We start from the raw sequence: 24,208 nt of genomic DNA, 5'->3' as shown, positions 1-24,208 counted from the left end.
GTCAGACCGGTGTGACGGACTGACTGGCGAGTTGCCGATAGTAATTTTCCTCAGCTTCGGCAGGAGGAATGTAGCCGATGGGCTCCAGTAGCCGGTGGTGGTTGAACCATGCCACCCACTCCAGGGTTGCCAGTTCCACAGCCTCCTTGGTCTTCCAGGGTGCCCGGCGGTGGATCAATTCGGCCTTGTACAAGCCGTTGATCGTCTCGGCCAGGGCGTTGTCATAGCTGTCGCCTTTGCTGCCCACAGACGGCTCGATGCCCGCTTCGGCCAGACGCTCGCTGTAGCGGATCGAAACGTATTGCGAGCCCCTGTCGCTGTGATGGATCAGCGCATCGTCTGCATCGGGCTGCCGGGCGTACAGCGCCTGCTCCAGCGCATCGAGCACGAAGTCCGTTCGCATGGAGCTGCTGACCCGCCAGCCCACGATGCGCCGGGCGAACACGTCGATGACGAAGGCCACGTACAGCCAGCCTTGCCAGGTCGAGACATAGGTGAAGTCCGACACCCACAGCTGGTTGGGTCGCTCGGCCTTGAATTGCCGATTGACCCGGTCCAGCGGGCGGGCAGCGGCTGCATCGTTGATGGTCGTGCGTACGACCTTGCCTCGGCGCACACCCTGCAGACCCGAGCGGCGCATGAGCCGCTCCACCGTGCAGCGGGCCACCGCCATGCCTTCACGCCTCAACTGCCTCCAGACCTTGTCAGCACCGTAGACCCGCATGTTGGCTTGCCAGACCCGCTCAATCTCTGGCGCCAGAGTGTCATCACGCTGCACGCGTGCGCAGCGCAGTGCCGGGTCTCTTTGCTGCGCGGCATGGCGCCGGTATCCCGATGGGGCAATCTGCAAGACCTTGCAGACCGGCTCGACCCCGTAGGTATCGCGATGCTGGTCAATGAAGTCCCTCAGGACTTGAATCGGCGGTCGAGCTCCGCCTGGGCGAAAAACGCGCTGGCCAGTTTCAGGATCTCGTTGGCTTTGCGTAGCTCTTTGACTTCCCGTTCAAGGGCCTTGACGCGTTCATGCTCGACAGTCGTCACCCCCTGGCGACTTCCCGCGTCAATTTCGTGCCTGCGTACCCATTCATGCAGGGTTTGAGGCACGCATCCGATCTTCGGTGCGATGGACTCTATGGCGGCCCACAGGGACGGGTACTCGCCACGGTGCTCTTGCACCATGCGGACCGCGCGTTCGCGCACTTCGGGGGAAAACTTGTTTGACTTTCTCATGGCTCCATCTTCTCAAAGGTTGGAGCCTCCTCAAAATCCGGGGCGATTCATAATGCTGTCGGCCTGTCGGCGCGCCATGCCGCGCTCCACGCCTTTGACCATGATGGCGTTGACGGTGTGCCAGGCCAGGCCCGTGAGTTCGCACACCCGCTTGGTGTTTGGGCAGGCCTGCAGCAGCTTGAGCACGAAGGCCTCCATCAGGATGCTCACGCGCGAGTAGCGCTCGGCCCAGGGCACGGCCAACTCCTCCACGGTGCCGTCGCTGTACTTGAGCTGGGGCGCGCGGGCTTTGATGACGGTCTCGAACTGGCCGGTGTCCAGATGGCGCCATTCGCGCTCGCTCCAGCCGTTGATGTGGGCTCGCGCTCGCGCGTTGCTCGGGTCGGCCCAGACTTGGCCCGCCTTGAGCACCACCTCCACTGTCACGCGCTGCTCGGCCAGCGAGAGCTCCACTCGTTTGACCGACCAGGGCGATTTCAGCCCAAGCAGTTGTTCGTACAGCACCGTGTCTTTCATCTAAAAACTTGTAGGTCAATTTGCCAGCCCGCCATTTTGTTTCATTGCGGGAAGTTGGAGATGGGGCTGGGGTGAGGGAAAAATCACAGTGAAATCGACGAAGAACCAACGTTTCTATGCAAATTGAAAGGGGTAAAATGTTGACTAGCGCAGGCGCAGCACGTCGACTCTTTCTCCCCCCGAATTCCCGTCGGTCTTCGATAAACCATGAAACACCACGCAACTCGGATTGGTTCGCAAGTTGTGTCGCATCAAGCAATTTCCGGGTAGCCCAAGGCCAGCGCTTCCTCGGCCATCGCGTCCAGCCCGCTGTATTCAGATGAATTAACAGGGGTAAATCGCGCTACATGCGCGGCTGCCAGGAGTGGTGCGCATTCACCGTCTAAGTGCAACTTAAGCAACTCTGCTTGCAGGCGCCGAGCGACGTCAGGCGCCACCTCTCGCCCCGTGACCAGTAGCGGGTTTGGTGTCCATGGCGTGTAGGCCAGGGTTTGCAGGCCCAGCAGAACTTCGGGCGTATGAGCGCGCAGCAAGTCAAGATACCAGCCATCAACGGCGGTGATGTCGATTTGTTGGTCGTGCAGCGCTTTTAGGAGCGACAACGGATTTCCGTACGGCCCGCTGGATTCAGCAAACAGCGGTTTGCCCTGCGCGTGCCTCGCCAACACACTGCGCGGCGCGTTCCAACCGCTTTGCGAGTCCTTGACCATCCAGCCGTAACGTGAGCCAAAGCTGTCTTCAAGCCTTTTCCAGCCTGGTTTGCTGCCCGAATCGGTGCGCACCAAAAATTCGCTACGGTAACGCGGCTGGTCTTTGTAGGCGGCAAAGTCGGGCACGACGCCTGCCAAGGCATTGATCGCCATCGGCTGGCCGGTTCGCGTGGCATGCCAAAACGGCCAACCGCACATGAAAGCGCCGCACAGGCCAGGTCGCGCCCAGAGTTCAGCCACGGGCTGCGGCCAAGCGTGTTCGATCATCTGCACGCGGATGCCTGCGCGCTGGTAGACGGCTTGCAGCAATGACTCCCATGCGGCGCGGGCAGCGGGGGCGACGTTGTAGAGCCGGGTGGATGAGATCAGGGGCTGCATGTTGCTCAGGCGTAAATCAAGCGCTGGCCTAATCCGAGCGTGGCGGCTTTGGTGAGCATGGCGTGGCCCAAGGCGATGTCAGTGGTGGATAAGCCGCGGTGCCAGAAAAGAATCGTCTCGGTGTCGTTTTCGCGCCCTGGTTTGTGCCCGGCAACGACTTGACCAAGCTCGGCGTGCAGGTTGTGCTCGCCCAAGCGGTCGCTCTCAACATGGGGACGCAGCGAACCGTAGGGCAGCCCTTTGCGGCATTGGCCCCAGTCGTCGACCAGCATCTTGCTCATGATGTCGGTCAGCGAGAGTTCGACCGCGCTCATCGTGCCGTAGGGCATGACCAGCGCGCCGGGCTTGATCCACTCGGTTTTCAGCAGGGGGGTAGGCGCTGGCAGGCGCGAGGCTTCAACCACAATGTCTGCGCCGCGCACGCAAGACTCCCAATCGCTGGTGACGGTGACCGGTTTGCCCAAGTCTTTGGATAGGCGCGCAGCAAAGGCATCTCGGCTCTCGGGTCGGCGCGAATGGACACGGATTTCATCAAAGTCAAACAGGTGATCGAGCAACCGCACGTTCCAGTACGAGGTGCCGCGTGCGCCAATATGGCCTAGCACTTTGCTGTTCTTGCGTGCCAGATATTTAGCGCCCAGGGCAGTGACTGCGCCGGTGCGCATGTCGGTAATCGCGGTGGCGTCAATGATGGCCAGTGGCTTGCCGGTTTCGGGATCAAACAGGTTGAGCAGCGCCATCTCGGAGGGCAGATTTTGCTTGTAGTTATCAACAAAATCACTCACCACTTTAACGCCAGCAACTTGCAGCGGCTTGACGTAGCCGCGTAGCACGTTGAAGTGGCCTTTGTCAGACGATTCGGGCACGAGGTGCATCCTTGGCTCGATCACGACTTCTTTGTTGCCCTGCGCACGCAGGGCCATTTCGACGGCGGCAAGGATTTCATCGTTGGTCAGCGCCAGCGCGGCAACATCGGGGCCGTTCAAGTAGCTGATTTCGATTTTTGGCATTTGGGACATGGGATTTCTTCTTTCAATGAGTAGGTGGTTACTGATCAATTATTGAGCTGGCTTAATGTTCGCTGCATGAATGATGCCGCCCCATTTTTTTGATTCATTCAGAATCATGGCGCTGAACTCTTGTGGACTGCTGCCCACGGGTGTAACGCCTAAAGCAGCGAATTTCTGTCGCACATCGGGCATCTTCAGCACTTCGGAAATATCTTGGTGTAGCTTGTTGATGATGGGCTGCGGCACGGCTTTGGGCACGACGATGCCATACCAAGAGGTCACATCGAAACCGGGGAAACCGCTCTCGGCAACGGTCGGCACATCGGGCAATTGACTCAATCGTTTGGCGCCTGCCACCGCCAGCACGCGCAGCTTGCCGCTTTGGATGTGGGGCAGCGAAATAGCGGAGGCGACGAACATCGAATCAAGCGTGCCCCCCATCACATCATTCATGGCCAGCGCCATCGCGTTATAAGGCACATGCAGCAAATGCGTTCCGGCGATTTGGTTGAGCAGCTCACCCGCCAGGTGAGGACCCGAGCCCGTGCCGGGCGAGCCGAAGCTCATGCTCACACCGCTTTGCTTGGCGCGGTTGATGAATTCATCGAGATTTTTGACTGGAACTTTAGCGTTGACGACCAGCAAATTCGGTGATTCTCCCAGCACGGTAATCGGTGCAATGTCGCGTTTCACGTCAAAGCTCAAATTAGGAAAGAGTGTTGGGTTAACGGTGAGATTGCCCGTCGGTGCGAGCGTCAGCGTGTAGCCGTCAGCGGGCGCAAGGATGCCTGCTGTCATGCCGATGTTGCCGGACGCGCCAGGCTTGTTGTCGATAACGACGGGAACGCCCCATTTTTCGGACAGCTTTTGGCCCACGATGCGCGGCAGAGCATCGGCCACGCCAGCCGGGCCAAACGGCACGATGATGCGCACGGTTTTGTTGGGGTAAGTCGGCTTGGCCGTTTCATTGGCAGCCTGCGCGGTGTTGTGCAGGTTGCCCAATAGCAGCGGCAGCGCCAAAGCAAATTGAGCGAGCCGGGCGCGTCGGGTGAGTAATTTTATGGATTTCATGTTCATGTATTAGTTAGCTCTTCCTATGGTGGATTTAAGGGCGCGTTTGTGGCTGTGCTTGGGTTAACAAAAACAAGTCAGCTTTTTCAATGTCCGTGCCTAAGCGCCGATCAGCATCTAAAAACGGAACCTGGGCGCGGAAGGCTTTGTGGAACGCTCGTGTGCCAGCGCCCAGCGTGCGCGTAGGCTCAGCTTGCAGGCGTAAATCAATCGCTTGGGCGGCGTGAATCGTCTCAATGCCCAGCAGCGTGCGCACCAGCTTGATTTGCTGCGCCACGCGTTGCGCAGCCAGAGGTGCGTTGGAGGCCACATCTTCAATGTTTCCGGCCAGCACCAAGCTGTCGCTCGATACTGGCTGCGACAAAGCGCGCACTTCAGTGCTGAGCGAAGACACGGTTTTTTGAATTGTGGTGTAAGCCAACACGCCTCCGCCGGGACTCAAAAAACGCGAAAGTCGCGTGAACGCAGGGTCGCCCAGCCGCAGCACGCGCTGCGCAGATGATTGCGCCACATGTGACATCGCAATGCCCACGCCTTCGAGCGACACGGCCCACACTGTGGGATCAAAGCTGGCGCTGGGCAAGATCGCGCCTTGCACGGCGCCCTCAGTCACGAAATAGCGGCGCTCTTGCGGCGTCGCGTTGGTGGCGGGACGCACGTCTAGCGCGACGGTGGGATTGTCGTCCGAACTGTTGATTTGCACCACCAATTGCGCATGCAAGGCGGCCAGCGCGTCACGCGCCGCACCGTGGATTTGGGCTGTCGAGCGAAAGCTCAACGGGTCTTGCAGCGGGCGCTGCTCACTGCGCTGCCACAGCGAGCTACCTTGCAGCAAGCTCACGATGTGATGCGCCGCAGCGCTTTGACCAAAAAACGGGCGCTGCGCCTGTGTGACCGCCAAAAACGGGGCCACATTGCCATCCAGCCCTTCAAGCGACAGCGCGGCCACCACATCAGCTTGGTTAAGCAGCGCCTGCGCATCGCTAGCGGCCACTGCAGCCAGCGCTGCGCCGTAGGCATTCGCGCTCAGCATGGACAGCGAATCTTTGGCAAACGGCTTGATGGCGCCAAGCCCCGCTGTACGCAGCACCTCGGCGCTGGCCATGCGCTGGCCGCGATAAAACACCTCGCCTTCTCCCATCAACGCCAGCGCGATTTGCGGCAATACCGTGATGTCCGCCGCGCCCACCGAACCTTGGCCGCGAATGACGGGTGTGATGCCCTGGTTCAAAAACTCCGCGTACTGGCGTACCACTTCAGGCTGCATTCCTGTGCCGCCGAACAGCGCCGTGTTCAGCCGAATCAGCATCGCAGCGCGCACCACATCAGCAGGAACCAGCGGCCCATAAGCCACTGTGTGCGACAGCAGCATGTTGCGGTTGAACGTCTCAGACAACGCTCGCACCTCTGGCGCAATCACATCACCGCTGAAAGGCGTTTGATCCTTGTTCAGTCCAACGCCGCGATTGAGTCCATAGACCGGTTGACCCAGGCGCGCATAGCTCAGCAGCAGCGCGTGTGAGCGTGCCACGCGGGCCCAAGACTCATTTGACACCGCCACCTTTCGGTCTTCGCGGGACACTTGCAGCACTTGATCAATGGTCAGCGCCCGGCCAGTCAGCTCAATTGGCTCGGCCGCTGAAACCCGAACCATGGATTTCTCCAGTTTGACGGCAGGCTGGGGCGACAAGCCGTTTGAAGTTTGCGCGCTGCTCAGCAGCCGAGGATCCAACTCGCCCTGCGCTAGCGCGATTCCCCCCAACGAACAAGCGGCCAGTGCAAGGAAAGTCCGCTTGATCAAGACTGAAAAAGACGATGATGAACGCATAAATCTCCTGAATAGTTGATATGAAATGAAGGCTAGCGGAGACTATTTCCGAACAGCACGCTCACTCCACGGTGCATCGCCGCGCCGCCGAGGACAAGCCACGCCATCAAGATGGCAGAGAGCAGTAGAGGCTTCGCACCCGCGTCTCGGATAGAACGCAGCTGCGTCGATAGGCCAAGTGCAGCCATGGCTGTAGCCAAAAGCGCAGTATCGATCTGAGAGATCGGCCCGTTCAAGGAAGCCGGGAGCAGCTGCAGCGAGTTGAAGAGAACCATACCTACGAAGCCAAACGCAAACCATGGGATGACCATCGGAGTTTTGAGCTGTGACGAGTCGGCTTGGCGGTGCTGCAACCCCATGGCAAGGAACAGCAGGAATGGAGCAAGCATCATTACGCGGACCATCTTGGCGATGACTGCGGTATCTGCGGCTTCGATGCTTACGGAACGGCCTGCAGCCACCACTTGTGCGACTTCGTGAATGGTGGCGCCGGTATACACCCCGAATCCGCTAGCCCCACCGGTGATAATGCCGTAGTGCCGATTGAGCTCATAGAGCGCCGGGTAGCTAAACATGGCGAGCGTTCCGAAAACGACCACCGTGGCCACGGCGACAGCCACCTGCTCTGATCGCGCTCTGACTACTGGCGCGGCGGCCATTACAGCTGCTGCACCGCAAATGGAGCTGCCCACACCAATCAAAATGGCGGTATTCCGATCCATTCGTAGCCACCGGGTGCCAACCCACCAAGCCAAGGCGAAGGTGCTGACAATCACCAAGCCATCCAGCACGATGCCTTGGGCGCCGACCCGGCCAATGTCATGAATGGTCAAGCGCAGACCATAGAACACGATCCCGAGCCGTAGAACCTTGGTGCGGCAGAAGTCCACGCCGGGCGCAGCGAGCGCTGCGAACCGGGGATACAGGGTGTTCCCGGCCAGAATGCCAAGGGCAATCGCGAGTGTCAATGCGCTGAGGCCATGGTCTTGCATCCAGCCGATGCTGCCAAGCGCCATTCCGATCAGGGCGATACTCGCGCTCGCCACCACGCCAGGGACAACGTGGAGTCTGGGGCGCGAAACAAAGACGGTCGCCAAGGCAGAAGCGGCGGCGGAAGAGCTGTTGGTCATGGGACGGTACTTCGAGGAGTTGCTCGAAGTTTGGGCGCCACAGTTCAATTCGTCCAACAGGTTATATAGATATAATAAATCTATCTAATCGCTAAAGAAGGCAGATGGACATCCTTCGTCTCACGCTGCGACAGCTCCAGATTTTTGTGGCGGTCGCCCGAACCGGTAGCACCACCGCTGCCGGAGAAGCTATCGCACTGTCGCAGTCGGCGACTAGTTCAGCTGTCAATGAGTTGGAGCGACTTCTCTCGCTTCAACTATTCGATCGAGCCGGGAAGCGGTTACTGCTGAACGACAACGGTCGTGCGCTATTGCCTCAAGCACAGGCCCTGTTGGAAGGCGCCAGCACCATAGAACGCATGTCACAAAGCGCTGACGCCCAATTGCAGGAACTGCGAATTGGGGCAAGCACTACGATTGGAACCTATGTTCTCCCTCGACTGCTAACGGCATTCTTGAGTGGTCGGCATGCGCAAGCCGAAGCATGGCAGTCCAGCGTCATGGTCGGTAACACAGCGGCCATCTGTGCGCGGGTTGCAGCCTTTGAATTGGACATCGGCCTGATAGAGGGGCCGAGCCACGAGTCGGCCGTACTTGTGCACGCATGGCTTGCGGACGAAATGGTTGTGGTGGCCTCTCCCAGCCATCAGGTCTCGCGTGTCAACATGGAGGCAGAGCGTGCGGGAAGGCGCACCAACTTGGCATCTCTACGTGATGCGGTCTGGTTGCTTCGCGAGAGCGGATCAGGAACACGGGAAGCCACCGACGAGGTCCTCTTGCCGCATCTGCGGGGCTACCGCAAGTCTATTGAGCTAGGTAGTTCGGAAGCGATCAAGCATGCTGCCTCTGCAGGGCTGGGACTCGCTTGTTTATCCAAGTGGGTTGCGTCAGATTTTCTGGAGTCCGGACGGTTGTGCGTTGTCCGTAGTGGCCTCCCCCGCATCATGCGGCAGTACCACTGGGTAGTTCACCGGGACAAGCAATTCACTCCGGCTATGATCCGATTCATCGATCTGCTCAGCGTGGACTGAATCTCAGTGTGAGAGGATTTTGTTCAGAAAATCCTTGGTTCGCGGCTGACGCCCATCGGGCTTACCAAAGAACTCGTCTTTTGAGCAGTCTTCCAGGATGCGGCTGCCGACATTGATGAAGACGACCCTGTGGCAACTTTCCTGGCGAATCCCATTTCATAGGTTGCGTATTCCGGTGAACGTGACCGCTGATTCCGGCAACGTGACCGGCATTCCGGCGAACGTGACCGAGGGCCGGTGTTGCGCGCTTTGATTTTATGCCGGCTTGCTTTTCGGCTGATTTTCCTTGTCAGGTAATGGGTTGTTTTTGAATTTATAGGCCCCTGCCAGGCCGCCGGAGGCCCCTTCTGGTCGTGCAGGTACTCGTGCATGACCCGCCCCCGGCCAGGGCTACGCTCTGTTGAGGTCTGATGATTTTGTTCTAGCCGTGGTCGCCTGCTTTTGCTTTGTTTGGAGTGCTCTTTTTGCGCAGCGATTCGCCCGTGAGCGTGAAGCGGTGATGGCTTTGCATCAGCCGGTCCAGCATGGCGTCAGCCATCGTCTGGTCACCGATCCACTCGTGCCAATGCTCAATGGGTACCTGGCTGGTGATGATGGTGGCGTGGTGGCCCGCACGGTCATCAATGATCTCCAGCAGATCCGCTCTGGTTTGCCCATCCATGGCGGCCATGCCCCAGTCGTCCAGCAGCAGCACGTCAGTGTTTTTCAGGGCATCCAGCCAGCGCGTGAACGTGCCGTTGGCGTGCCGGATGCGCAACTCCTCACCCAGGCGGGGAACCCGCTGGTACAGGGCACTATGACCACGCCTGCAGGCATGCTGGGCCAGGGCGCACGCAAGCCACGACTTGCCCGCGCTTGTCGGGCCGGTGATCAGCACGGCGTGCCCTGCCTTGACCCATTCGCCCAGGGCCAGACTCATCACCGCGCTGCGCTCCAGGCCGCGTCTGGCGCGGCTGTCCAGGTCTTCAATGGCCGCTTGCGGGTATTTGAGTTTTGCACTCTTGAGCAAGCGCGCACAGCGCCGGTCTTGTCTGCCGTGCACCTCCCGGTCTACCAGCAGCGCCAGTCGCTCTTCAAAGCTCATGGCGCTGATGCCGCTTTGCGTGAGCTGCTGCTCCAGCGCCTGGGCCATGGTCTCAAGACGCAGGCCGCGCAGTTGGTTCGAGGTGGTGTTCATCATCATGCTGGATTTGTCCGTGTTGGGTTTCATTGGTAGTAATTGGCGCCACGCACATGGGCATGTGTCGGGCTGGTCCATTCAGGGGGCGTGTGGGTTTGCAGCAGGTCGCGCCGGTTGAGCAAGATGTCGCGGATGTGGGTGTATTTGCTGGTGCCCAGGCTCAACGCCAAGGTGCACGCCGCCTCCAGCCGGGTATCGCCGTAGCGTTTGCTCAAAGACAGCAGGCCCAGGCAGGCACGGTAGGCATGCTCGGGGTGGCGCTGGCGCTCCAGCATTCTTTGCACCGTGGCAGCACAGGCCACGCCAATACGTTCGCCCCAGACCACCAGCCGCTCGGGCGTCCACTGGGCCTGGTGTTGGTGGCGTTCGGGCAAGTGCTCGGTCACGGTGGTGAAACCGCCTTTGTGGGCGCAGCGCATGTGGCTGGCAACACGGTTGCCACGGTGCAAGGCCTCTATCGCATGGGCGGTCACTCGCAGCTCCAGCGCCAGGCCAACCAGGGCGTTGGGCACGCTGTAGCGGTGGCCTTCAAATTCGACGTGGCTGTCAATGTGCACGCGCACGGTCTTGAAGACCGCCCATTCCCAGGGCTGCACCGGCAAGGCCATCAGGGCCGGGGCGTCGATTTGGGCAAACACGCTGGCGCGGCTGCCTGGCAGCTTTTGAAAGGCGCGCTGGTTGAGCCAGTGCAGCAAGGGGGCAATGGCGTCGTTGACTTCCTCCACACTGGTGAATTGAATTTTGCGCAGGCGTGCCAGTATCCAGCGCTCCACCAGCAGCACGCTGAGTTCGACCTTGGGCTTGTCCTGCGGGTGGTAGGCGCGTGCGGGCAAGACCGAGCAGCCGTAGTGGCGGGCGAAGTCTCGCACGCTGTCTGTCAGCAGCGGCTCGTAACGCTCGGCCTTGCTCACCAGGGCGCGTGGGTTGTCTGGGACTATGAGCTGGGGCACGCCACCACAAAAGCTCAAGGCCTGTGCTGTTGCGCCCAGCCAGTCGCGGCCAGTTTGCGTGGGCGTGGCACAGGCAAAGCAGTAGCCCGAAACGCCCATGGCAGCCACGAAGATGTTGGCCCGTCCCACCTCTTGGCCCTGCACCATGAGCGTGATGGTGGGGCCAGCAAAATCGATGAACAGCTTCTCGCCAGCGCGGTGGACTTGCCGCATGGAGCGCTTGAGGCGTTTGGCAAACTGGCGGTAGTTCTCGCAGAACTGCGAGTAGCGCCAGGGCTTGATGGGGTTGTCGGCGCTGTGCTCGTCGCCGACCTGGGCGCAGTATTCCTCCCACAGCAGCATGAGCGTGACGCCCTTGCGGCCCAGCTCCTGGTGGATTCGCCCGTAGTCGGCTTGGGCATAGATGTCGCTGGGGCGAGGCGATGCCAGCAGGCATCGCTCCAGCGCGGCTTCGTCCATGGCGGCAATGGCCACCCAATCGAGCCCAGCGGCGACAGCCAGACCCACGTACTTGGTGACAACACCTTTGGAGATGCCCAGGGCACCCGCGATTTGTTGGTGGGAAAGCCCACCGTCGAATTTGAGACGCAGGGCGTCTTTGAGTTTGCGCATGTTGATCCTTAAGGCGGGCATGTAGTTCTTTGCAAAAAGCATCGAAGCTACACGCCACGCCAGGTTTCGTTTATGCGCAACACCGTTCCGGCGGCGTATACCACCGTGCCGACTGTCGTGACCGTTGCCAGCGGTCACGTTCGTCGGAATCAGCGGTCACGTTGCCGGAATCCCTCCGGTCACGTTCACCGGAATGTCGGTCACGATCCCGGAATCACCGGTCACGTTGGACCGGAATACTCAATAGGTGACTACCGACAATAAGTACTTACCGTAAGTAGGTGGCTCAACGCACAGCTATAGCTTTAATAGCTCGTGGCTGGACGGTGTCCAAAGGCCACCCAGGACTCGACGGGACGCCAACACTTATAGACCGTAAGGTTTTGGCCGGAATAAACGCGGAGCATAAATTCAGATGTCTAGGATCCATCGCGGCGTTGATTTCTAACCTCGGGATTTGCACAGCGGTCACGTGGCGCCCTTGCTGGCTGGCTATCGGCAATGTTCAATTATCGATAGTCAATGCCATTGGCGCCGATGACGGCTTCGCGCCCTTTGCGGTCACTGATGATTGGGATTCAAACGACAGGACTGCAGCTTGGATTCAACCGATCGGTGCAACACATTAAATACTGCGTGAGCAGTAGGAGTGTTGCAGATGAAGTACAGAACAAGGATTTACTATTCAGAGAGCCAGAAGGCTCTGATGTGGGAACGCTGGAAGAAGGGCGAATCCCTTCAACAGATTGCCCAGTTGTTTGATCGAAACCACTCATCTGTCAGTCGCATCCTGGCTGAGACTGGTGGCATACGCCCGGCTGACCGAAGCTGGCCGAAAGCGGGTCATCGCACACCGGCCACCGCTGGCAAGAACTCCACACCGGTCCGCCTCACCAGCTCCTCGTAGCTGATTGGCCTGGATGCCTGTGTGTCATCCCCGTTCTCCTGCCAATGCGCCCAGGCGCGGTTGCGCTCGGCGTCATAGACCAACTTGAACAGGTACTTGGGCACCCGCACCCGGTTGTCACCGATGGTTTCGCTGCTCGGGCCAAACACCGGCCCGGTGAGTACATACACGTCGCCTCGCGCCCGTCCTGCGTACTTGCGAGTGTCTCGCTCGATCTTGGCCCACGCGCCCGAGTTGTGCTGTCTGGCCTGGGGCACCACATTGGCCAAGGAAAAGCTCTGTGCCATCGCCTGCGCCGTGGGCATATCTCCCGCAGGGGCCATGTGCCCGCGTGAGTAGCCCGATCGCTTGTAATCTTCCAGCTCCGCCCGCTCCCGGCGTGGCAGTCGGGCATCAGCAAAGAACTTGTTGGTGCGCTTTTCGTCGGCATCCTCGATGCTTTTCCGGCTCAGGCGCTGGGCGACGTAAACCGGGGTCTTGGTTTCACCGCTGTGAAGGACTGCGAAGGCTTCGTAGCAAAGCTCTCTTTGTGCAGGTTGCTTCGGTGCTGCAGGTGGCTGCCCATGAGCAAAGAACTCTGGACACTCCGCAAAACCACTGGCGGCCTGGGCTGCCAAGCCCACTGACATCACTGCTGCAGTCAATGTCCGCCGTACCCATGTCTTCTTCTGTTTCTCTCGCACCACTTATCTCACCATTGAAGTTCAAGGCCGTTATTGGACCACCGATGAAGGAGCAGACGCGGATGAATGTTGGGCTTATTTTTCTGATTCGATCGAAGAAAGATCCTGGACTGGGCATTGCGACCATGCCCGCCAATTCTGTAGTGAATCTCGCGGTGGCCAGTGGGGCAAATGGCGCCAACGTGTCAGGGGTGATCAAGTCCCCCATCCGAAACTTTGATCGTGTGATGAGGCTCCAGGTAGGGGCTTCCTTGCCATCCATACAGCTTGACAGGTACATAGCATAGTCGCACTGAGAGGCGGATGCTGTTGCATCGACCGGTTGAATCCGCAACTATCAGCGGTCATTCGGCCATCATCTTGTCGAACTTATATTTGCAGTAACTACACATGCCATCGAGGGACTGATCGTCAAGCGAAAGGGGTTCTTCACACATTGAGCACTCTGTGTATTCGAGTTTGTGTCCCTGGAAGCATAACGGTGCCGCCGCAGCTGACGCCAATGGCAAACGCTATACGCTGAGCTCGGTGGCAACATTACCCAACCTGTTTCGCGTCGTTGCAAACAGCCCGGCTGCGTTACAAGGCTACATTGATTTCAACAGCGCGGCGTCTAAGGGGAAACTCAGCGCCCAAACACGCGAACGCGTTGCATTGGCAGTTGCAGAGATCAACAGCTGTGGCTACTGCCTAGCAGCCCATACCTACTTGGCAGGCAACGTCGCCAAGCTCGACGAGGCTGAGATTGTCGCCAACCGTAAGGGCGCATCGAGTGATCCCAAGGCTGATAGCCATACGCCACAACGACGAAACGATCGCGGCTATAGGCGTCGGAGGCGCTCCAGGTGGAGCACTCGACGAGGTTTGCGCACACGCTGGTGTGGTTCGGATCCAGGAGCGTGTCAACGCATTGCATCAATAGTCAAAAACACCGCTTCGAGTTTTGAGGATATACACCGCGTCCGTCGTCCCGTGAACAAAGCGTCCCGAAAACGGCTTTCGAGGCGATGGTTTCGAAGAGTCGGTCTGGCCTGATTGCTTGATAGTGCACATGCAGTTTACTTTCGATGATTTTTATGTTGAAAACTTGGAGATGACATTTTTTGTAAGAACAACCTGCAGACTCCGACCAATTTTTAAGCAACGTAATAACGCGCTGCCCATGCGGTGCTAATAGATCCATCGTGCAGATATTAGCCCGCAGCTTTGTTGAAAAACCTCTTTGAAATCCGGAAATTATTATGAAAATTCGCAGCACTATTTCGATCCTCGCCGCTTCTATTGCAATGTCCTCAGCTTTCCTTGCGCATGCACAAAATACCCAAAAGATGGACGAAAAAACCAACATGGAAATGACGAAAGGCGATCAAGATGGCAAGCACATGAAAGCCGAAACGATGAAAATGGCAGAAGGTAAATCTGACAAGATGACCAAAGACGGCATGGGTCATGTGAATCAATCGGCTGACGTGTTCAAGGACCTCTATCGGGGCCGTTAAGCCGAGCCGGTGAGGTGCTATAGCTGAAAGTGTGGCTGCCATATTGCAAATGTGGTAGCCATCAGCACTCATGGTCATCTTTCGGCGTGAGAGTTGGAGGTCCCCCTGCTGCATCCGCAACCAAGTTTTGCATATTCAACGGCTGATCACGCCCACATTTACGGGGCCAGCGTTCGGTTCAATGCATAAACGCACATACAGAAACGGTTTACGTCAGCGCTTTCGGGTCTCTGAAAATTGAATCGGGTTGCCGTCCAGCGAAACGCTGACAGCTGAAACTGTAGCGCTAGACGAACTGGTTGATGTGCTGCAACAGCTGTTTGACGCTGGTAGGGGTTGCCCATGTTGTGGTGGACGGGCCCCAGGGGTTTAGCAACTGCGTGCCGCCCGTCTGGGCTATCGCCAGCACCAAGCTGGCGGTTGTGGGGCTGCACGGACGTAATGCCGAGACCTGGAACATAAAGGGCGCGACCGTGGCGTCTGACCGGTTTAACTACGACTACCCAGAGCACGAACTGCAGCAGCTGGTGCCTGGCATTCGTGATCTGGACCGCAAAGCGGAGCTGGTGCAGGTGATTTTTAACAACAACTACCAGGACCAGGGCCAGCGGAATGCCGCAACGTTGATGAACAGGTTGCATTGATGCTGCACCCATTAGGTGCGCACACACGAATGCGGGCTTAGGCACCAAGCTCTAGCCGACCACACTAGAATTTACCCATGGCTCGTAATCGCTCAGCTTCCTCCTGGGGTCACCCTATGTTTCGACTGGCGCTTGCCTTGGTGGGTGTAGCCGCGGCTGTGGCCACCTTGGCAATGGTTGTTGCTACCGTAATGCAGCGCCGCCTTTTGTGGTGGGAAATGACCGCCATTGCCCTGGCAGCCCTGGTTGTGGCGGCGGTTATTAAACATAGCAACGTGCAGAAGGCCAGACGCCGTGCCATTGACATGCGTGACTCAGCGCTGTGGTGACAGTGCCAGGCGGCTGAAGCCATTTGCTAGGCTGGCGCCGCTGCCCAGACTGCACCAACAAAAGCCGGGGGCGAAAGCGGAGCACAGCTATTTTTCAACGATCGACGACTTTACGACATCGCATCTTGTGCTGGCGCGGAAGGGTGGCCGTGCGCGCAGACCTACGTCGAGAGAATCCAGCGCACCCTGTCGGCCTTCATCTTGAAGGGTCGAGGGTCCGGCGAGTTTGAACAAACGACCCCTGTCGACGAGACGTGTCGCGGGATCATGCAGGTGCTTCAACCCTTCATGAATCCCGTAATGCTTCGGTACAACCTCGACGGCTTGTCTGCCGCTGCGAATGCCCCGGCCAATCTGGTGCTTCGGAGTCTCGCCCATAGGAGCCGGTTTAAAACTAAGAGGCTCGTTTGTTACATAGCGGCAGGCCGCTAGGGAAAGCGAACGCTCCCTAAGCGCCATGTATGAGTTTGTCCGCCAACCTTCGAATTAACGGCGAAGCCAGCACGACAACTGGTAGCATAAAAAGCCACGACAACACCCAAGATTTCAACCAGTGCAGCATGTAGGCTTCCAAGCTGGTAGAGCCTACGCTTGAAATGCCAGTAGCCACCGCGCAGGTCAGCCCCGATTGGAGGACACCGTAGACCAAATGAGCGAAATTTTTGGGGATTTTTATCACGGTTTTTCAGCTTACAGTGAATGTTCAAAGTAGATTGCGGTCATAAGAGTCGGTCTTGCCTTTCTTTATGCCAATCCCAAGCACAACGTTGAATGTTGGCCGCTGATCATGGCGCTGACTGAGGAAACTCCCCGCGCTAGTGGACTGTAACGATTGAATCGGAAGCACTCTACACAGGGAAAAGTTCACTCTCTTTTCTCCGTTACAGGTCACTAGTTATTTCATCTTATGCAGCCTCGTCTACCGGCGAAAAACGCGAGGCAAGCACGCCCACATCGCTGACCACGATGTCGGGCACGACACCCAGTTGATCAAACACGCCATTGCTGCGATTGATCCAGCATACCGGGTAGCCAAAATACTTGGCGCCCGTCGCATCCCATGAGTTACATGAGACGAACAGGATTTCTGATTTACCCAAGTGCAGGGTATCCATCGCAAGTTCATAAACTTTCTGGTGCGGTTTGAACAGCCGCACTTCGTCAACGCTGATCAAGTGATCGAAGGAGTTGGTCAACCCCGAATTGCCCACCACCTGGCGGATGGAATGGCGCGAACCGTTGGACAAAATGGCGGTTTTCAGCCCTGCGGCCCGCAACTGCTGAAGCGCCTGTGGAACATCCGCGAAAGGAGTCAGACTCAGGTACTCCGAGCACAGGTGTGCTTCACCGTCTGCATCGAGCGCCAGACCCAGACTGCCACAGGTGTAGCGCAACGCATCGAGGGTGGCGCTCTCGAAGTCTTGGTACTGGCCCATCAGCGTTCTCATCCATGTGTATTCAAGTTGCTTTTGGCGCCACATCTTGCTGACCATCTCGCCCTGGCCGGGGAAGATGCGCTCGCAGGAGGTGCGGACAGAGTAAACGTCGTACAAGGTACCGTACAGGTCAAAAACAACGGCTTTGATGGCATGCATACTATTCTCCAAAAATTTTTAAAATCAATCGATGGCTATGGCGGTCTGGGCCTTGAACAGTACCTGGTCAAAGTGGGCTTCAAGCTCGGCATTCCTGCCGCCCAGGAGGGTCCCGAGGTAGGCACCCAAAAAGCCCAACGGCATGCTGGCAATGGCCGGATTAACGATGGGAAACATCGCTTCCTTGCCCATGAAAGCCGGGCCAATGAGTGCCAGCCCGATGGCGGATACCAAACCGACGCCGACGCCGCCTATGACGCCGCCGGTGTTGAAGCGCCGCCAGAACAGCGACAGCACGACGATGGGGAAATTGGCACTCGCCGCGATCGAGATCGCCAGAATCACCAGCACTGCCACGTTCTGGCCTTGCGCCAGCAAACCCAGTACCGTAGCCACAATGCCGATGCCGATCACCGAGACGCGGGCGACTCTGACCTGTTCTTTTTCACTGAGCACGCCCTGCTTGATGACGTTGACGTAGAGGTCATGAGCGATGGCTCCCGAGGTGGCGAGTGTCAAGCCTGCCACCACCGCCAAAATGGTGGCAAAAGCCACAGCTGCTACGAAGGCCAGGAAAATCTGTCCGCCCAAAGTTCCGACCCCACCGCCCAGGTATTGCGCCAGCAGGGGGAGCGCCAGATTGCCACCCTTGTCAGCCGCGCGTATGGCGTCCTGCCCCACCAGCAGGGCCGAGGCAAAACCAATCAGTGTGGTGACAAGAAAAAATCCGCCCGCGAGAAACATCAGCCAGATGACCGATTTGCGCGCCGTTTTTGCATCTGGCACGGTGTAAAAGCGGGTCATGATGTGCGGCAGGCCGGCGGTGCCCAGCACAAAACTGATGCCCAGAGAGAATGCATCCAGTGGGTGCTTGAAGAAATTTCCTGGCGACAATATTTTGCTGCCGTACTTGGCCTCCATGCCGTCAAACAGCGCCACCGGGTTGAAGCCAAATAGGGCCAGTATCCACACCACCAGCACGACGGCGGTAGAAATCAGCAGCACCGCCTTGATAATTTGCACCCAAGTGGTGGCCAGCATGCCACCAAAGGCCACATACACAATCATGCCAATGCCGACAAACACCACAGAGGCGCTGTAGGGAATGTCCAGCAGCAATTTGATCAACACACCGCCACCGGCCATTTGCGGAATCAGGTACGCTAGGTTAACCACAATGGTACCGACCACTGCCGCCACCCGGGCTTGCGGGCGTTGCATGCGGTAGGCAATCACGTCGCCCAGTGTGTAGCGGCCGGTGTTGCGCAGCGGCTCGGCGACCAGCAACAAGATGGTCATGAAAGCCACCAGCGCACCCAGCGCATACAGTGCGCCATCCCAGCCAAACAACGCGGACAGGCCGACAAAGCCCAGAAAAGCGGCGGCACTCATCCAGTCTCCGGCCAGTGCAAAGCCGTTTTCTACCGCCCCCAGATTGCCCCCCGCCGCGTAAAATTCGCTGGTAGTTTTGGTGCGTTTGGCGGCCCAGTAAGTCACTGCAAGGGTGATGCCCAGAATGAACAGAAATATGCCCAGCGTGATGAATTTCATGCTTGCCCCCTGCCGTGCGCGAGCTCATGTACCGCCCGGGACGCCATCACGTCGAAATCACGGTTGGCAATGCGCACGTAGATCACACCCATGATCCAACACATGAAGTAGCAGCACAGCACCAGCAAGTAGGCCATGTTGAACGCACCGCTGATTTTCTGTGTCATGAAGCCTTTGGCATAACCGGCCAACAAAGTCATGCCCATGAACAGGCCGAAGTACATCAGCACCATCGGCACCAGCAACTTCTTTTTGGCAGCCATTAACTAGCGGAATGCGGGCAGATTGACGGCGTTTTGCCAATACCTCGCGTCTCGGGCTGCAATACTTTGATCGTTTGAACTCATCTTTGTCTCCTTTTATAGGGATCACCTTTACGGGATTTCACGGCGCCTGTTGCCAGGACGCCCCTATATTGCAGGGACTGTGCCAAGGAAATTCTTTATTGAAATCAATGGCTTGAATGCAGCCTGCCGTTTTTTTTGTGAAGATTTGATGCATTTTTGATATCAACTGAGTCACTAAAGACTCGGTTGCGCGGCGTGCAGAGGCGCCTCGCGTACCAGGATTGCCCCTGCATGAGCTCATTCAAGTGAACTTACTACGTGAAAACCCTTTGTTTTGGCCTATGGCGATTTGCTTCGCGTGGCTCTTGCTCTATGCTTTGCGGGGCTTGATTCAATTTTGAATCAAGCCGCACCGAGCAAGGCAACCCACCATGCAGACTTACGAGAACATATCCACGTCCGATTCCTTGTCGAGCAAGACCGAAATGAGCGAGTTGCTGCATTTGCGACAGCTTTGCAAAGACTTCGAGGAAATTTATCGCAACTCGTTTGACGGCATTTTTGTGGCCGACGGCAAGGGCATCACGCTGATGGTCAACGAAGGCTGTGAGCGCAACTACGACCTCAAGGCTGAGGAATTGGTAGGTCACCACGTTTCAGAATTTGAAAAAAAGGGGTGGATACGTCCGGTGATTGCAACCCGTGTGGCGGCCGAGCGAAAACGCATTTCTGCCATGCAGCACACCCACACTGGGAAAACCATCATGGTCACGGGCATTCCCTTGTTCGACGACCAGGGCGCGGTGCGCAAAGTCATCATCAACTCGCGCGACACCACCGAGCTGGTGCAGTTGCAGGAGGCATTGCTGCGCACGCGCGAGGATTTGCAGCGTGTTGAAAACGAGATGAAAGAGCTACGTCTGCAAAACCTCAAACCCGATGGTGTGGCGCTCAAAAGCCAGAGCATGCAGCGCTTGTCCAGCTTGGCATTGCGAGTAGCCAAAGTGGATACGGCGGTGCTGATCAGCGGCGAATCGGGGGTGGGCAAGGAGGTGCTGGCGCGACAGATTCACAAGGAAAGTCAGCGTAGCCAGGGACCTTTGATCAAAATCAATTGCGGCGCCATTCCACGCGAGTTGCTGGAGTCGGAATTGTTTGGCTACGAGGGAGGGGCGTTCACTGGCGCACTCAAGCAGGGCAAGGTAGGCCTGATAGAAACCGCCCACCACGGCACCCTGTTTCTGGATGAGATCGGCGAACTGCCGATGAACCTGCAGGTCAAGCTGCTCCAGACGCTGCAAGACCATACTGTGGTGCGTGTGGGCGGCACTCGGGTCGTCCACGTCGATCTGCGGGTGATTGCGGCAACCAATCGCGACTTGCAAGTCATGGTGGACAACAACCAGTTCCGCAGCGATCTGTACTACCGCCTGAACGTGGTTCCATTGAGCGTGCCGCCCCTGCGCTTGCGCAAGGAAGACATTTTTCCGCTGACAGAGCATGCGCTCGACGAGTTAAATGCCTCATACAGTTTCAACAAGCGATTTTCCGAACGCGCCTTGAAGTCTTTGCTGACGTACGAGTGGCCTGGCAATGTGCGCGAGCTGCGCAATATCGTCGAGCGCCTGGTGGTGACCACGCCTACGGACCTGATTGACGTGATCGACTTGCCGGAATATCTAATAGCACCAGTGGACCAGGCCTTCGCAGACCCGCTTGAGTACCGCGCCATAGTGGCTCAATTTGAAAAGCAACTTGTCGCAGAGGCGCTCAAGAAATATGGCAATACACGCGCCGTGGCCAAGCAGTTAAATCTCAGCCAATCCACTGTGGTTCGCAAGCTGAACGCAGCATGACAAGTTATTTGCGGTCGCCCAAGACTATTCTCCAGAATATCGGGGGGGGTGATGCTACGGCTGATTCAGGCCGTGTGTATTGGTTGCGCAAAACCACCCAAATTATGATGACGGCAATGCAAGCCCGGCCACGGCGACTTCCACGATGCGTTCGAGCGTGCGGCGACCCGGTTTGGTCTTGGCCAACACGTTCATACCCTGCACCACGGCGACCAGGTAACCAGCTGCTTCAGGCCCGACGTCCGGTCGCAATTCGCCGGCGGCGCGGGCACGTGTCAACGCTGCCGCAAAGGTCGTTTCCAGTCGGGCTAGATGCAGTTGAAACAACACGGCCAACTCGGGATCGCGTGACGCGAACTCGACCAAGGAATTTGTCATGAGGCAGCCCCAACGCCGCTTGCCGTCAATCATGGCGTCCACTAGGTGCTCGAAATAGCCGCGTATGCCCTGCAGACCCGAGGGGGCGCTGTTGATCCTCTCCAGAGCCTGCATTGACACGGTGTCCATGTAGCGGTGCAGCGCCTGGCGAAAAAGGTTTCGCTTATCACCGAATGCGGCATAAATGCTGCCGGGCCCGAGGTTCATGGATCGACACAGGTCCTGCATCGGTGTCGCTTCAAACCCCTGGTGCCAGAAGGTATCTGTTGCGGCATCCAGCGCCGTATCGGTGTCAAATTCCCGTGTTCTTCCCATGCAAAAAATTATAGTTTATGTATTCAATAAATAGCTTAATGAAATGTTTAATGGATAAATTTATAAGCTATTGACACGCAATTTTCTCACTCTATACTCCATTAATTCTTGATTGATCGTTCATTAATTGGAGAAAAAATGCGTATCGCTGTCATGGGAACCGGTGGTGTGGGTGGTTATTTCGGGGCGCGTCTTGCCAAGGCCGGCCATGACGTGAGCTTTGTGGCGCGTGGCCGGCAGCTTGCGGCCATCCGGGACACGGGCTTGCGTGTGGAAAGTCCTCTCGGCAACCTGCACCTTAAGAAGGTCAGCGTTACCGATACACCCGCGGACATAGGGCCGGCTGATATCGTGCTGTTTGGCGTCAAACTGTGGGATACGGCCGACGCCGCTGAGGCCATCAAGCCGCTGATTGGCGAACATACGGCCGTGGTGTCATTCCAGAACGGTGTCGTCAAGGACGACATCCTTCGCCAGACTCTGGGCGAGGCCCATGTCATAGGCGGCGTCTGCTATATCGCGGCGACGATAGCCGAGCCCGGCCTCATTAGGCATTCGGGCGCGATGCAAAAGCTGGTGTTCGGAGAGTATGACGGCACAAGCACTGCACGTGTGGCCCGCTTTCGCGATGCCTGTGTTGAGGCCGGCATTGATGTGGAAATCAGTGACCGCATCGGTCAGACGATATGGGAAAAATTTGTATTCCTGGTCGGCCTGTCGGGCACCACGACCGTCACGCGAACACCCATAGGCACGGTGCGTGCCAACGAACGTGCACGCGCCTTTTTGAGGGACGTCATGGATGAGGTGGTGCGAGTCGCACGGGCTGACGGCGTGCAAGTGGCCGAAGACTACGCAAATAACCGCCTGGCTTTTTGCGACCAGCTAGCGGCGACGATGACTTCCTCCATGCATGGGGATCTTGAGCGCGGAAGCCGTCTCGAAGTGCAGTGGCTCAGCGGCGACGTGGTGCACAGGGGCGCCCGCCTCGGGGTGGCCACGCCCTGCAATCGGGCCATCCTTGATATTCTGTCTGTGCATAGTGAGGGGCGTACTGCATGAGCCCGCAACATCTCACGGTGCGGGCCATTGAAGCCACACTGGTAGTTGTACCCATGCGGCGGGCACTTGGCACCAGCGCCATGCTGGTGACACAGGCACCACTGCTGCTACTGGACTTGCAAACAGAAGAAGGCATTACGGGCCGTGCGTACCTGTTCTGCTACCTTGAAGCGGCCGGCGCGGCCGCTCTTGCGCTGGTACGCGACATCAACGCCGAGCTTGTGGGGAAAACGGCAGCGCCCGCCGCGGTACGGCGTGCGCTGGAAGCGCGGTTTCGCCTCCTGGGCGCACGCGGTATCGTGTCCATGCTCATGGCGGGGATTGACATCGCCTGTTGGGACGCGCTGGCCATTTGCGCCGGGCTGCCACTGGCAACGCTACTGGGCGCCCAGCCCAGGCCTATCCCAGCCTACAACAGCAACGGCCTGGGTTTGCTGGACGCGCGGGCCGCGGCCGATGAGGCCCTGGAACTGGTCAGTGAGGGGTTTCATGCCATCAAAATGCGCCTGGGGCGCCCGCTGGCCAAAGACGACTTGGCCGCCGTGCGGGCTGTCAAGCAAGCCCTACCAGCCGGGATTGCGCTGATGGCCGACTTCAACCAAGCGTTAAGCCGCAACGCTGCTGTCGAGCGATGCCAGCAGCTTGATGATGAGGGCCTGTACTGGATTGAAGAACCGGTTCGCCATGACGATTACGCCACCAGTGCCGAACTGACCGCCTTGCTGCGCACACCTGTCCAGATTGGGGAAAACTTTGCCGGCCCTCGTGCCATGGCCCAGGCACTGGCGCAGCGCGCTTGCGACTTTGTCATGCCGGACCTGGAACGCATCGGCGGCGTGAGTGGCTGGATCGATGCCTCGGCGCTTGCCAATGTTGCAGGCATTGAGCTTTCGTCGCACCTGTTTCCCGAAGTCAGCGCGCACCTGCTGGCCAGCACGCCTACAGCACACTGGATCGAGTACGTCGATTGGGCCGACGCCATTTTGCAGGAGCCGCTGAAAGTGGTGGACGGCTGCCTGTCAGCGCCCGCCCGGCCTGGCAACGGCCTGACTTGGGATCCGGACGCTGTGAGGCATTACCAAAAATGGTGATTCGTCAGGACTTGTGTATGGAAGCAGCGCCCAAGAAGCGCTCCATCGCCGGGTTGTCTCAGACTTCATCCGCTCGGCTCATGCTATTCGGTACCCTGCTCATTTGGCAATTTCTGGAAGTGCTCGCTGGTGCACCGGCGGCCTTGGTCCTGTTGATGAAGCAAGGCCACTGGCTTGTACCGGCGCCACACCGAAAGTATCCAGTCAACAGATGCGGCCTAACTGGCTACCCACGAAAACAGTATCAACCGCAGTACTTCTTGCGGACGCCGCTTTAAAGTTGTACCCAGTACGTTGGCCTCGACCGTCATTGTTGGCCACGTTTGCATTTGCGCCGCTTTGCCGTTGGCAATTTGGCTGGTGTT

At 58.1% G+C, this 24,208-nt stretch carries 23 protein-coding genes, 4 pseudogenes and 1 other annotated feature; of the genes and pseudogenes, 11 read left to right on the top strand and 16 right to left on the bottom strand.

What is annotated here, in order from left to right; all coding sequences use genetic code 11:
• Position 1 precedes the first annotated feature (1 nt).
• The 6 genes and pseudogenes from BPRO_RS26035 to hutH form a co-directional block, all read right to left on the bottom strand.
• Positions 2 to 1,230 (bottom strand): IS3 family transposase gene (locus BPRO_RS26035; RefSeq protein ID WP_369794721.1). Its coding sequence is split into 2 segments (ribosomal slippage): positions 2 to 939 and positions 939 to 1,230, totalling 1,230 coding nucleotides; the frame shifts between segments, so codons are not numbered across the junction.
• Positions 836 to 952, bottom strand: a sequence feature (AL1L pseudoknot). (Overlaps the previous gene by 117 nt.)
• A gap of 51 nt (positions 1,231 to 1,281) precedes the next feature.
• A pseudogene (locus BPRO_RS26025) lies at positions 1,282 to 1,746 on the bottom strand (helix-turn-helix domain-containing protein); the annotation flags it as partial.
• 251 nt (positions 1,747 to 1,997) lie between these two features.
• Complete coding sequence (locus BPRO_RS26020; protein WP_011486044.1) at positions 1,998 to 2,834, bottom strand: phosphate/phosphite/phosphonate ABC transporter substrate-binding protein; 837 nt, start codon at positions 2,832 to 2,834, stop codon at positions 1,998 to 2,000.
• 5 nt (positions 2,835 to 2,839) lie between these two features.
• The gene (locus tag BPRO_RS26015) at positions 2,840 to 3,844 is read right to left on the bottom strand and encodes an ornithine cyclodeaminase family protein (RefSeq protein WP_041390479.1); all 1,005 of its coding nucleotides are present in this window, start codon (positions 3,842 to 3,844) and stop codon (positions 2,840 to 2,842) included.
• Between the two features lie 48 nt (positions 3,845 to 3,892).
• A complete protein-coding gene (locus tag BPRO_RS26010) occupies positions 3,893 to 4,921 on the bottom strand; it encodes a Bug family tripartite tricarboxylate transporter substrate binding protein (protein ID WP_011486042.1) in 1,029 nt (342 codons plus the stop codon).
• Positions 4,922 to 4,949: 28 nt separating this feature from the next.
• Complete coding sequence (gene hutH / locus BPRO_RS26005) at positions 4,950 to 6,569, bottom strand: HAL/PAL/TAL family ammonia-lyase (RefSeq protein ID WP_011486041.1); 1,620 nt, start codon at positions 6,567 to 6,569, stop codon at positions 4,950 to 4,952.
• Here hutH and BPRO_RS29965 point away from each other — a divergent pair.
• Positions 6,568 to 6,762 carry a hypothetical protein gene (locus tag BPRO_RS29965; protein ID WP_157046024.1) on the top strand — a complete coding sequence of 65 codons (195 nt, stop codon included), beginning with the start codon at positions 6,568 to 6,570 and terminating at the stop codon, positions 6,760 to 6,762. The two genes, hutH and BPRO_RS29965, sit on opposite strands and share 2 nt — an antisense overlap.
• A gap of 13 nt (positions 6,763 to 6,775) precedes the next feature.
• On the opposite strand, the gene BPRO_RS26000 is transcribed toward BPRO_RS29965, so the two are convergent.
• Positions 6,776 to 7,873: a YeiH family protein gene (locus BPRO_RS26000; RefSeq protein WP_011486040.1), complete on the bottom strand. Its 1,098-nt coding sequence runs from the start codon at positions 7,871 to 7,873 to the stop codon at positions 6,776 to 6,778.
• Between the two features lie 104 nt (positions 7,874 to 7,977).
• Between BPRO_RS26000 and BPRO_RS25995 the strand changes: the two genes are divergently transcribed.
• Positions 7,978 to 8,904, top strand: coding sequence for a LysR family transcriptional regulator (locus BPRO_RS25995; RefSeq protein WP_011486039.1), 927 nt, complete (start codon positions 7,978 to 7,980; stop codon positions 8,902 to 8,904).
• A gap of 3 nt (positions 8,905 to 8,907) precedes the next feature.
• Here BPRO_RS25995 and BPRO_RS29045 read toward each other — a convergent pair.
• From BPRO_RS29045 to istA, 3 genes and pseudogenes are all read right to left on the bottom strand, one after another.
• A pseudogene (locus BPRO_RS29045) lies at positions 8,908 to 9,068 on the bottom strand (amino acid ABC transporter ATP-binding protein); the annotation flags it as partial.
• A gap of 257 nt (positions 9,069 to 9,325) precedes the next feature.
• Complete coding sequence (gene istB / locus BPRO_RS25990; protein WP_041390578.1) at positions 9,326 to 10,087, bottom strand: IS21-like element helper ATPase IstB; 762 nt, start codon at positions 10,085 to 10,087, stop codon at positions 9,326 to 9,328.
• 23 nt (positions 10,088 to 10,110) lie between these two features.
• Positions 10,111 to 11,667 carry an IS21 family transposase gene (gene istA, locus BPRO_RS25985; RefSeq protein WP_041390576.1) on the bottom strand — a complete coding sequence of 519 codons (1,557 nt, stop codon included), beginning with the start codon at positions 11,665 to 11,667 and terminating at the stop codon, positions 10,111 to 10,113.
• Positions 11,668 to 12,304: 637 nt separating this feature from the next.
• Here istA and BPRO_RS29960 point away from each other — a divergent pair.
• Positions 12,305 to 12,472 (top strand): annotated as a pseudogene (locus BPRO_RS29960) (IS30 family transposase); the annotation flags it as partial.
• 17 nt (positions 12,473 to 12,489) lie between these two features.
• On the opposite strand, the gene BPRO_RS25980 reads toward BPRO_RS29960, so the two are convergent.
• On the bottom strand, positions 12,490 to 13,182 hold the full coding sequence (locus BPRO_RS25980) for a DNA/RNA non-specific endonuclease (RefSeq protein ID WP_081430598.1): 693 nt from the start codon (positions 13,180 to 13,182) through the stop codon (positions 12,490 to 12,492).
• Positions 13,183 to 13,683: 501 nt separating this feature from the next.
• Between BPRO_RS25980 and BPRO_RS31025 the strand changes: the two genes are divergently transcribed.
• The 5 genes and pseudogenes from BPRO_RS31025 to BPRO_RS31020 form a co-directional block, all read left to right on the top strand.
• The gene (locus tag BPRO_RS31025) at positions 13,684 to 14,271 is read left to right on the top strand and encodes a carboxymuconolactone decarboxylase family protein (protein WP_011486035.1); all 588 of its coding nucleotides are present in this window, start codon (positions 13,684 to 13,686) and stop codon (positions 14,269 to 14,271) included.
• A 206-nt stretch (positions 14,272 to 14,477) separates the two neighbouring features.
• Positions 14,478 to 14,735: a hypothetical protein gene (locus tag BPRO_RS25970; RefSeq protein ID WP_011486034.1), complete on the top strand. Its 258-nt coding sequence runs from the start codon at positions 14,478 to 14,480 to the stop codon at positions 14,733 to 14,735.
• Positions 14,736 to 15,055: 320 nt separating this feature from the next.
• Positions 15,056 to 15,379 (top strand): DUF72 domain-containing protein, encoded by a 324-nt coding sequence (locus BPRO_RS25965; protein WP_198141059.1) that lies wholly within the window; start codon positions 15,056 to 15,058, stop codon positions 15,377 to 15,379.
• A 116-nt stretch (positions 15,380 to 15,495) separates the two neighbouring features.
• Complete coding sequence (locus tag BPRO_RS25960; RefSeq protein WP_041390476.1) at positions 15,496 to 15,708, top strand: hypothetical protein; 213 nt, start codon at positions 15,496 to 15,498, stop codon at positions 15,706 to 15,708.
• A gap of 105 nt (positions 15,709 to 15,813) precedes the next feature.
• Positions 15,814 to 16,140, top strand: a pseudogene (locus tag BPRO_RS31020) (hypothetical protein); the annotation flags it as partial.
• Between the two features lie 16 nt (positions 16,141 to 16,156).
• On the opposite strand, the gene BPRO_RS29025 reads toward BPRO_RS31020, so the two are convergent.
• The 4 genes from BPRO_RS29025 to BPRO_RS25945 form a co-directional block, all read right to left on the bottom strand.
• Positions 16,157 to 16,387 (bottom strand): DUF2798 domain-containing protein, encoded by a 231-nt coding sequence (locus BPRO_RS29025; RefSeq protein WP_011481494.1) that lies wholly within the window; start codon positions 16,385 to 16,387, stop codon positions 16,157 to 16,159.
• A 226-nt stretch (positions 16,388 to 16,613) separates the two neighbouring features.
• Complete coding sequence (locus BPRO_RS25955) at positions 16,614 to 17,303, bottom strand: haloacid dehalogenase type II (protein WP_011486032.1); 690 nt, start codon at positions 17,301 to 17,303, stop codon at positions 16,614 to 16,616.
• A gap of 24 nt (positions 17,304 to 17,327) precedes the next feature.
• Positions 17,328 to 18,854, bottom strand: a complete 1,527-nt coding sequence (locus BPRO_RS25950; protein ID WP_011486031.1) for a solute symporter family protein — start codon at positions 18,852 to 18,854, stop codon at positions 17,328 to 17,330.
• Complete coding sequence (locus BPRO_RS25945; protein WP_011481497.1) at positions 18,851 to 19,117, bottom strand: DUF485 domain-containing protein; 267 nt, start codon at positions 19,115 to 19,117, stop codon at positions 18,851 to 18,853. The genes BPRO_RS25950 and BPRO_RS25945 overlap by 4 nt, the downstream gene beginning before the upstream one ends.
• Before the next feature lie 455 nt (positions 19,118 to 19,572).
• Here BPRO_RS25945 and BPRO_RS25940 point away from each other — a divergent pair, with 455 nt between their 5' ends.
• A complete protein-coding gene (locus BPRO_RS25940) occupies positions 19,573 to 20,997 on the top strand; it encodes a sigma-54 interaction domain-containing protein (protein ID WP_011486030.1) in 1,425 nt (474 codons plus the stop codon).
• A gap of 102 nt (positions 20,998 to 21,099) precedes the next feature.
• Here the strand turns inward: BPRO_RS25940 and BPRO_RS25935 are convergent, their stop codons facing one another.
• On the bottom strand, positions 21,100 to 21,690 hold the full coding sequence (locus BPRO_RS25935; RefSeq protein ID WP_011481499.1) for a TetR/AcrR family transcriptional regulator: 591 nt from the start codon (positions 21,688 to 21,690) through the stop codon (positions 21,100 to 21,102).
• Positions 21,691 to 21,828: 138 nt separating this feature from the next.
• Here BPRO_RS25935 and BPRO_RS25930 point away from each other — a divergent pair, with 138 nt between their 5' ends.
• Together BPRO_RS25930 and BPRO_RS25925 are read left to right on the top strand one after the other, a co-directional pair.
• Positions 21,829 to 22,752, top strand: coding sequence for a ketopantoate reductase family protein (locus BPRO_RS25930; protein WP_011486029.1), 924 nt, complete (start codon positions 21,829 to 21,831; stop codon positions 22,750 to 22,752).
• Positions 22,749 to 23,843: an enolase C-terminal domain-like protein gene (locus BPRO_RS25925; protein WP_011486028.1), complete on the top strand. Its 1,095-nt coding sequence runs from the start codon at positions 22,749 to 22,751 to the stop codon at positions 23,841 to 23,843. The genes BPRO_RS25930 and BPRO_RS25925 overlap by 4 nt, the downstream gene beginning before the upstream one ends.
• Positions 23,844 to 24,208: the final 365 nt, after the last annotated feature.

It is taken from the genome of Polaromonas sp. JS666, from assembly GCF_000013865.1.
Lineage (GTDB): Bacteria > Pseudomonadota > Gammaproteobacteria > Burkholderiales > Burkholderiaceae_C > Polaromonas.
Note: the sequence above shows the minus strand (reverse complement) of the source record. Positions and strands in the feature narration are given on the sequence as shown.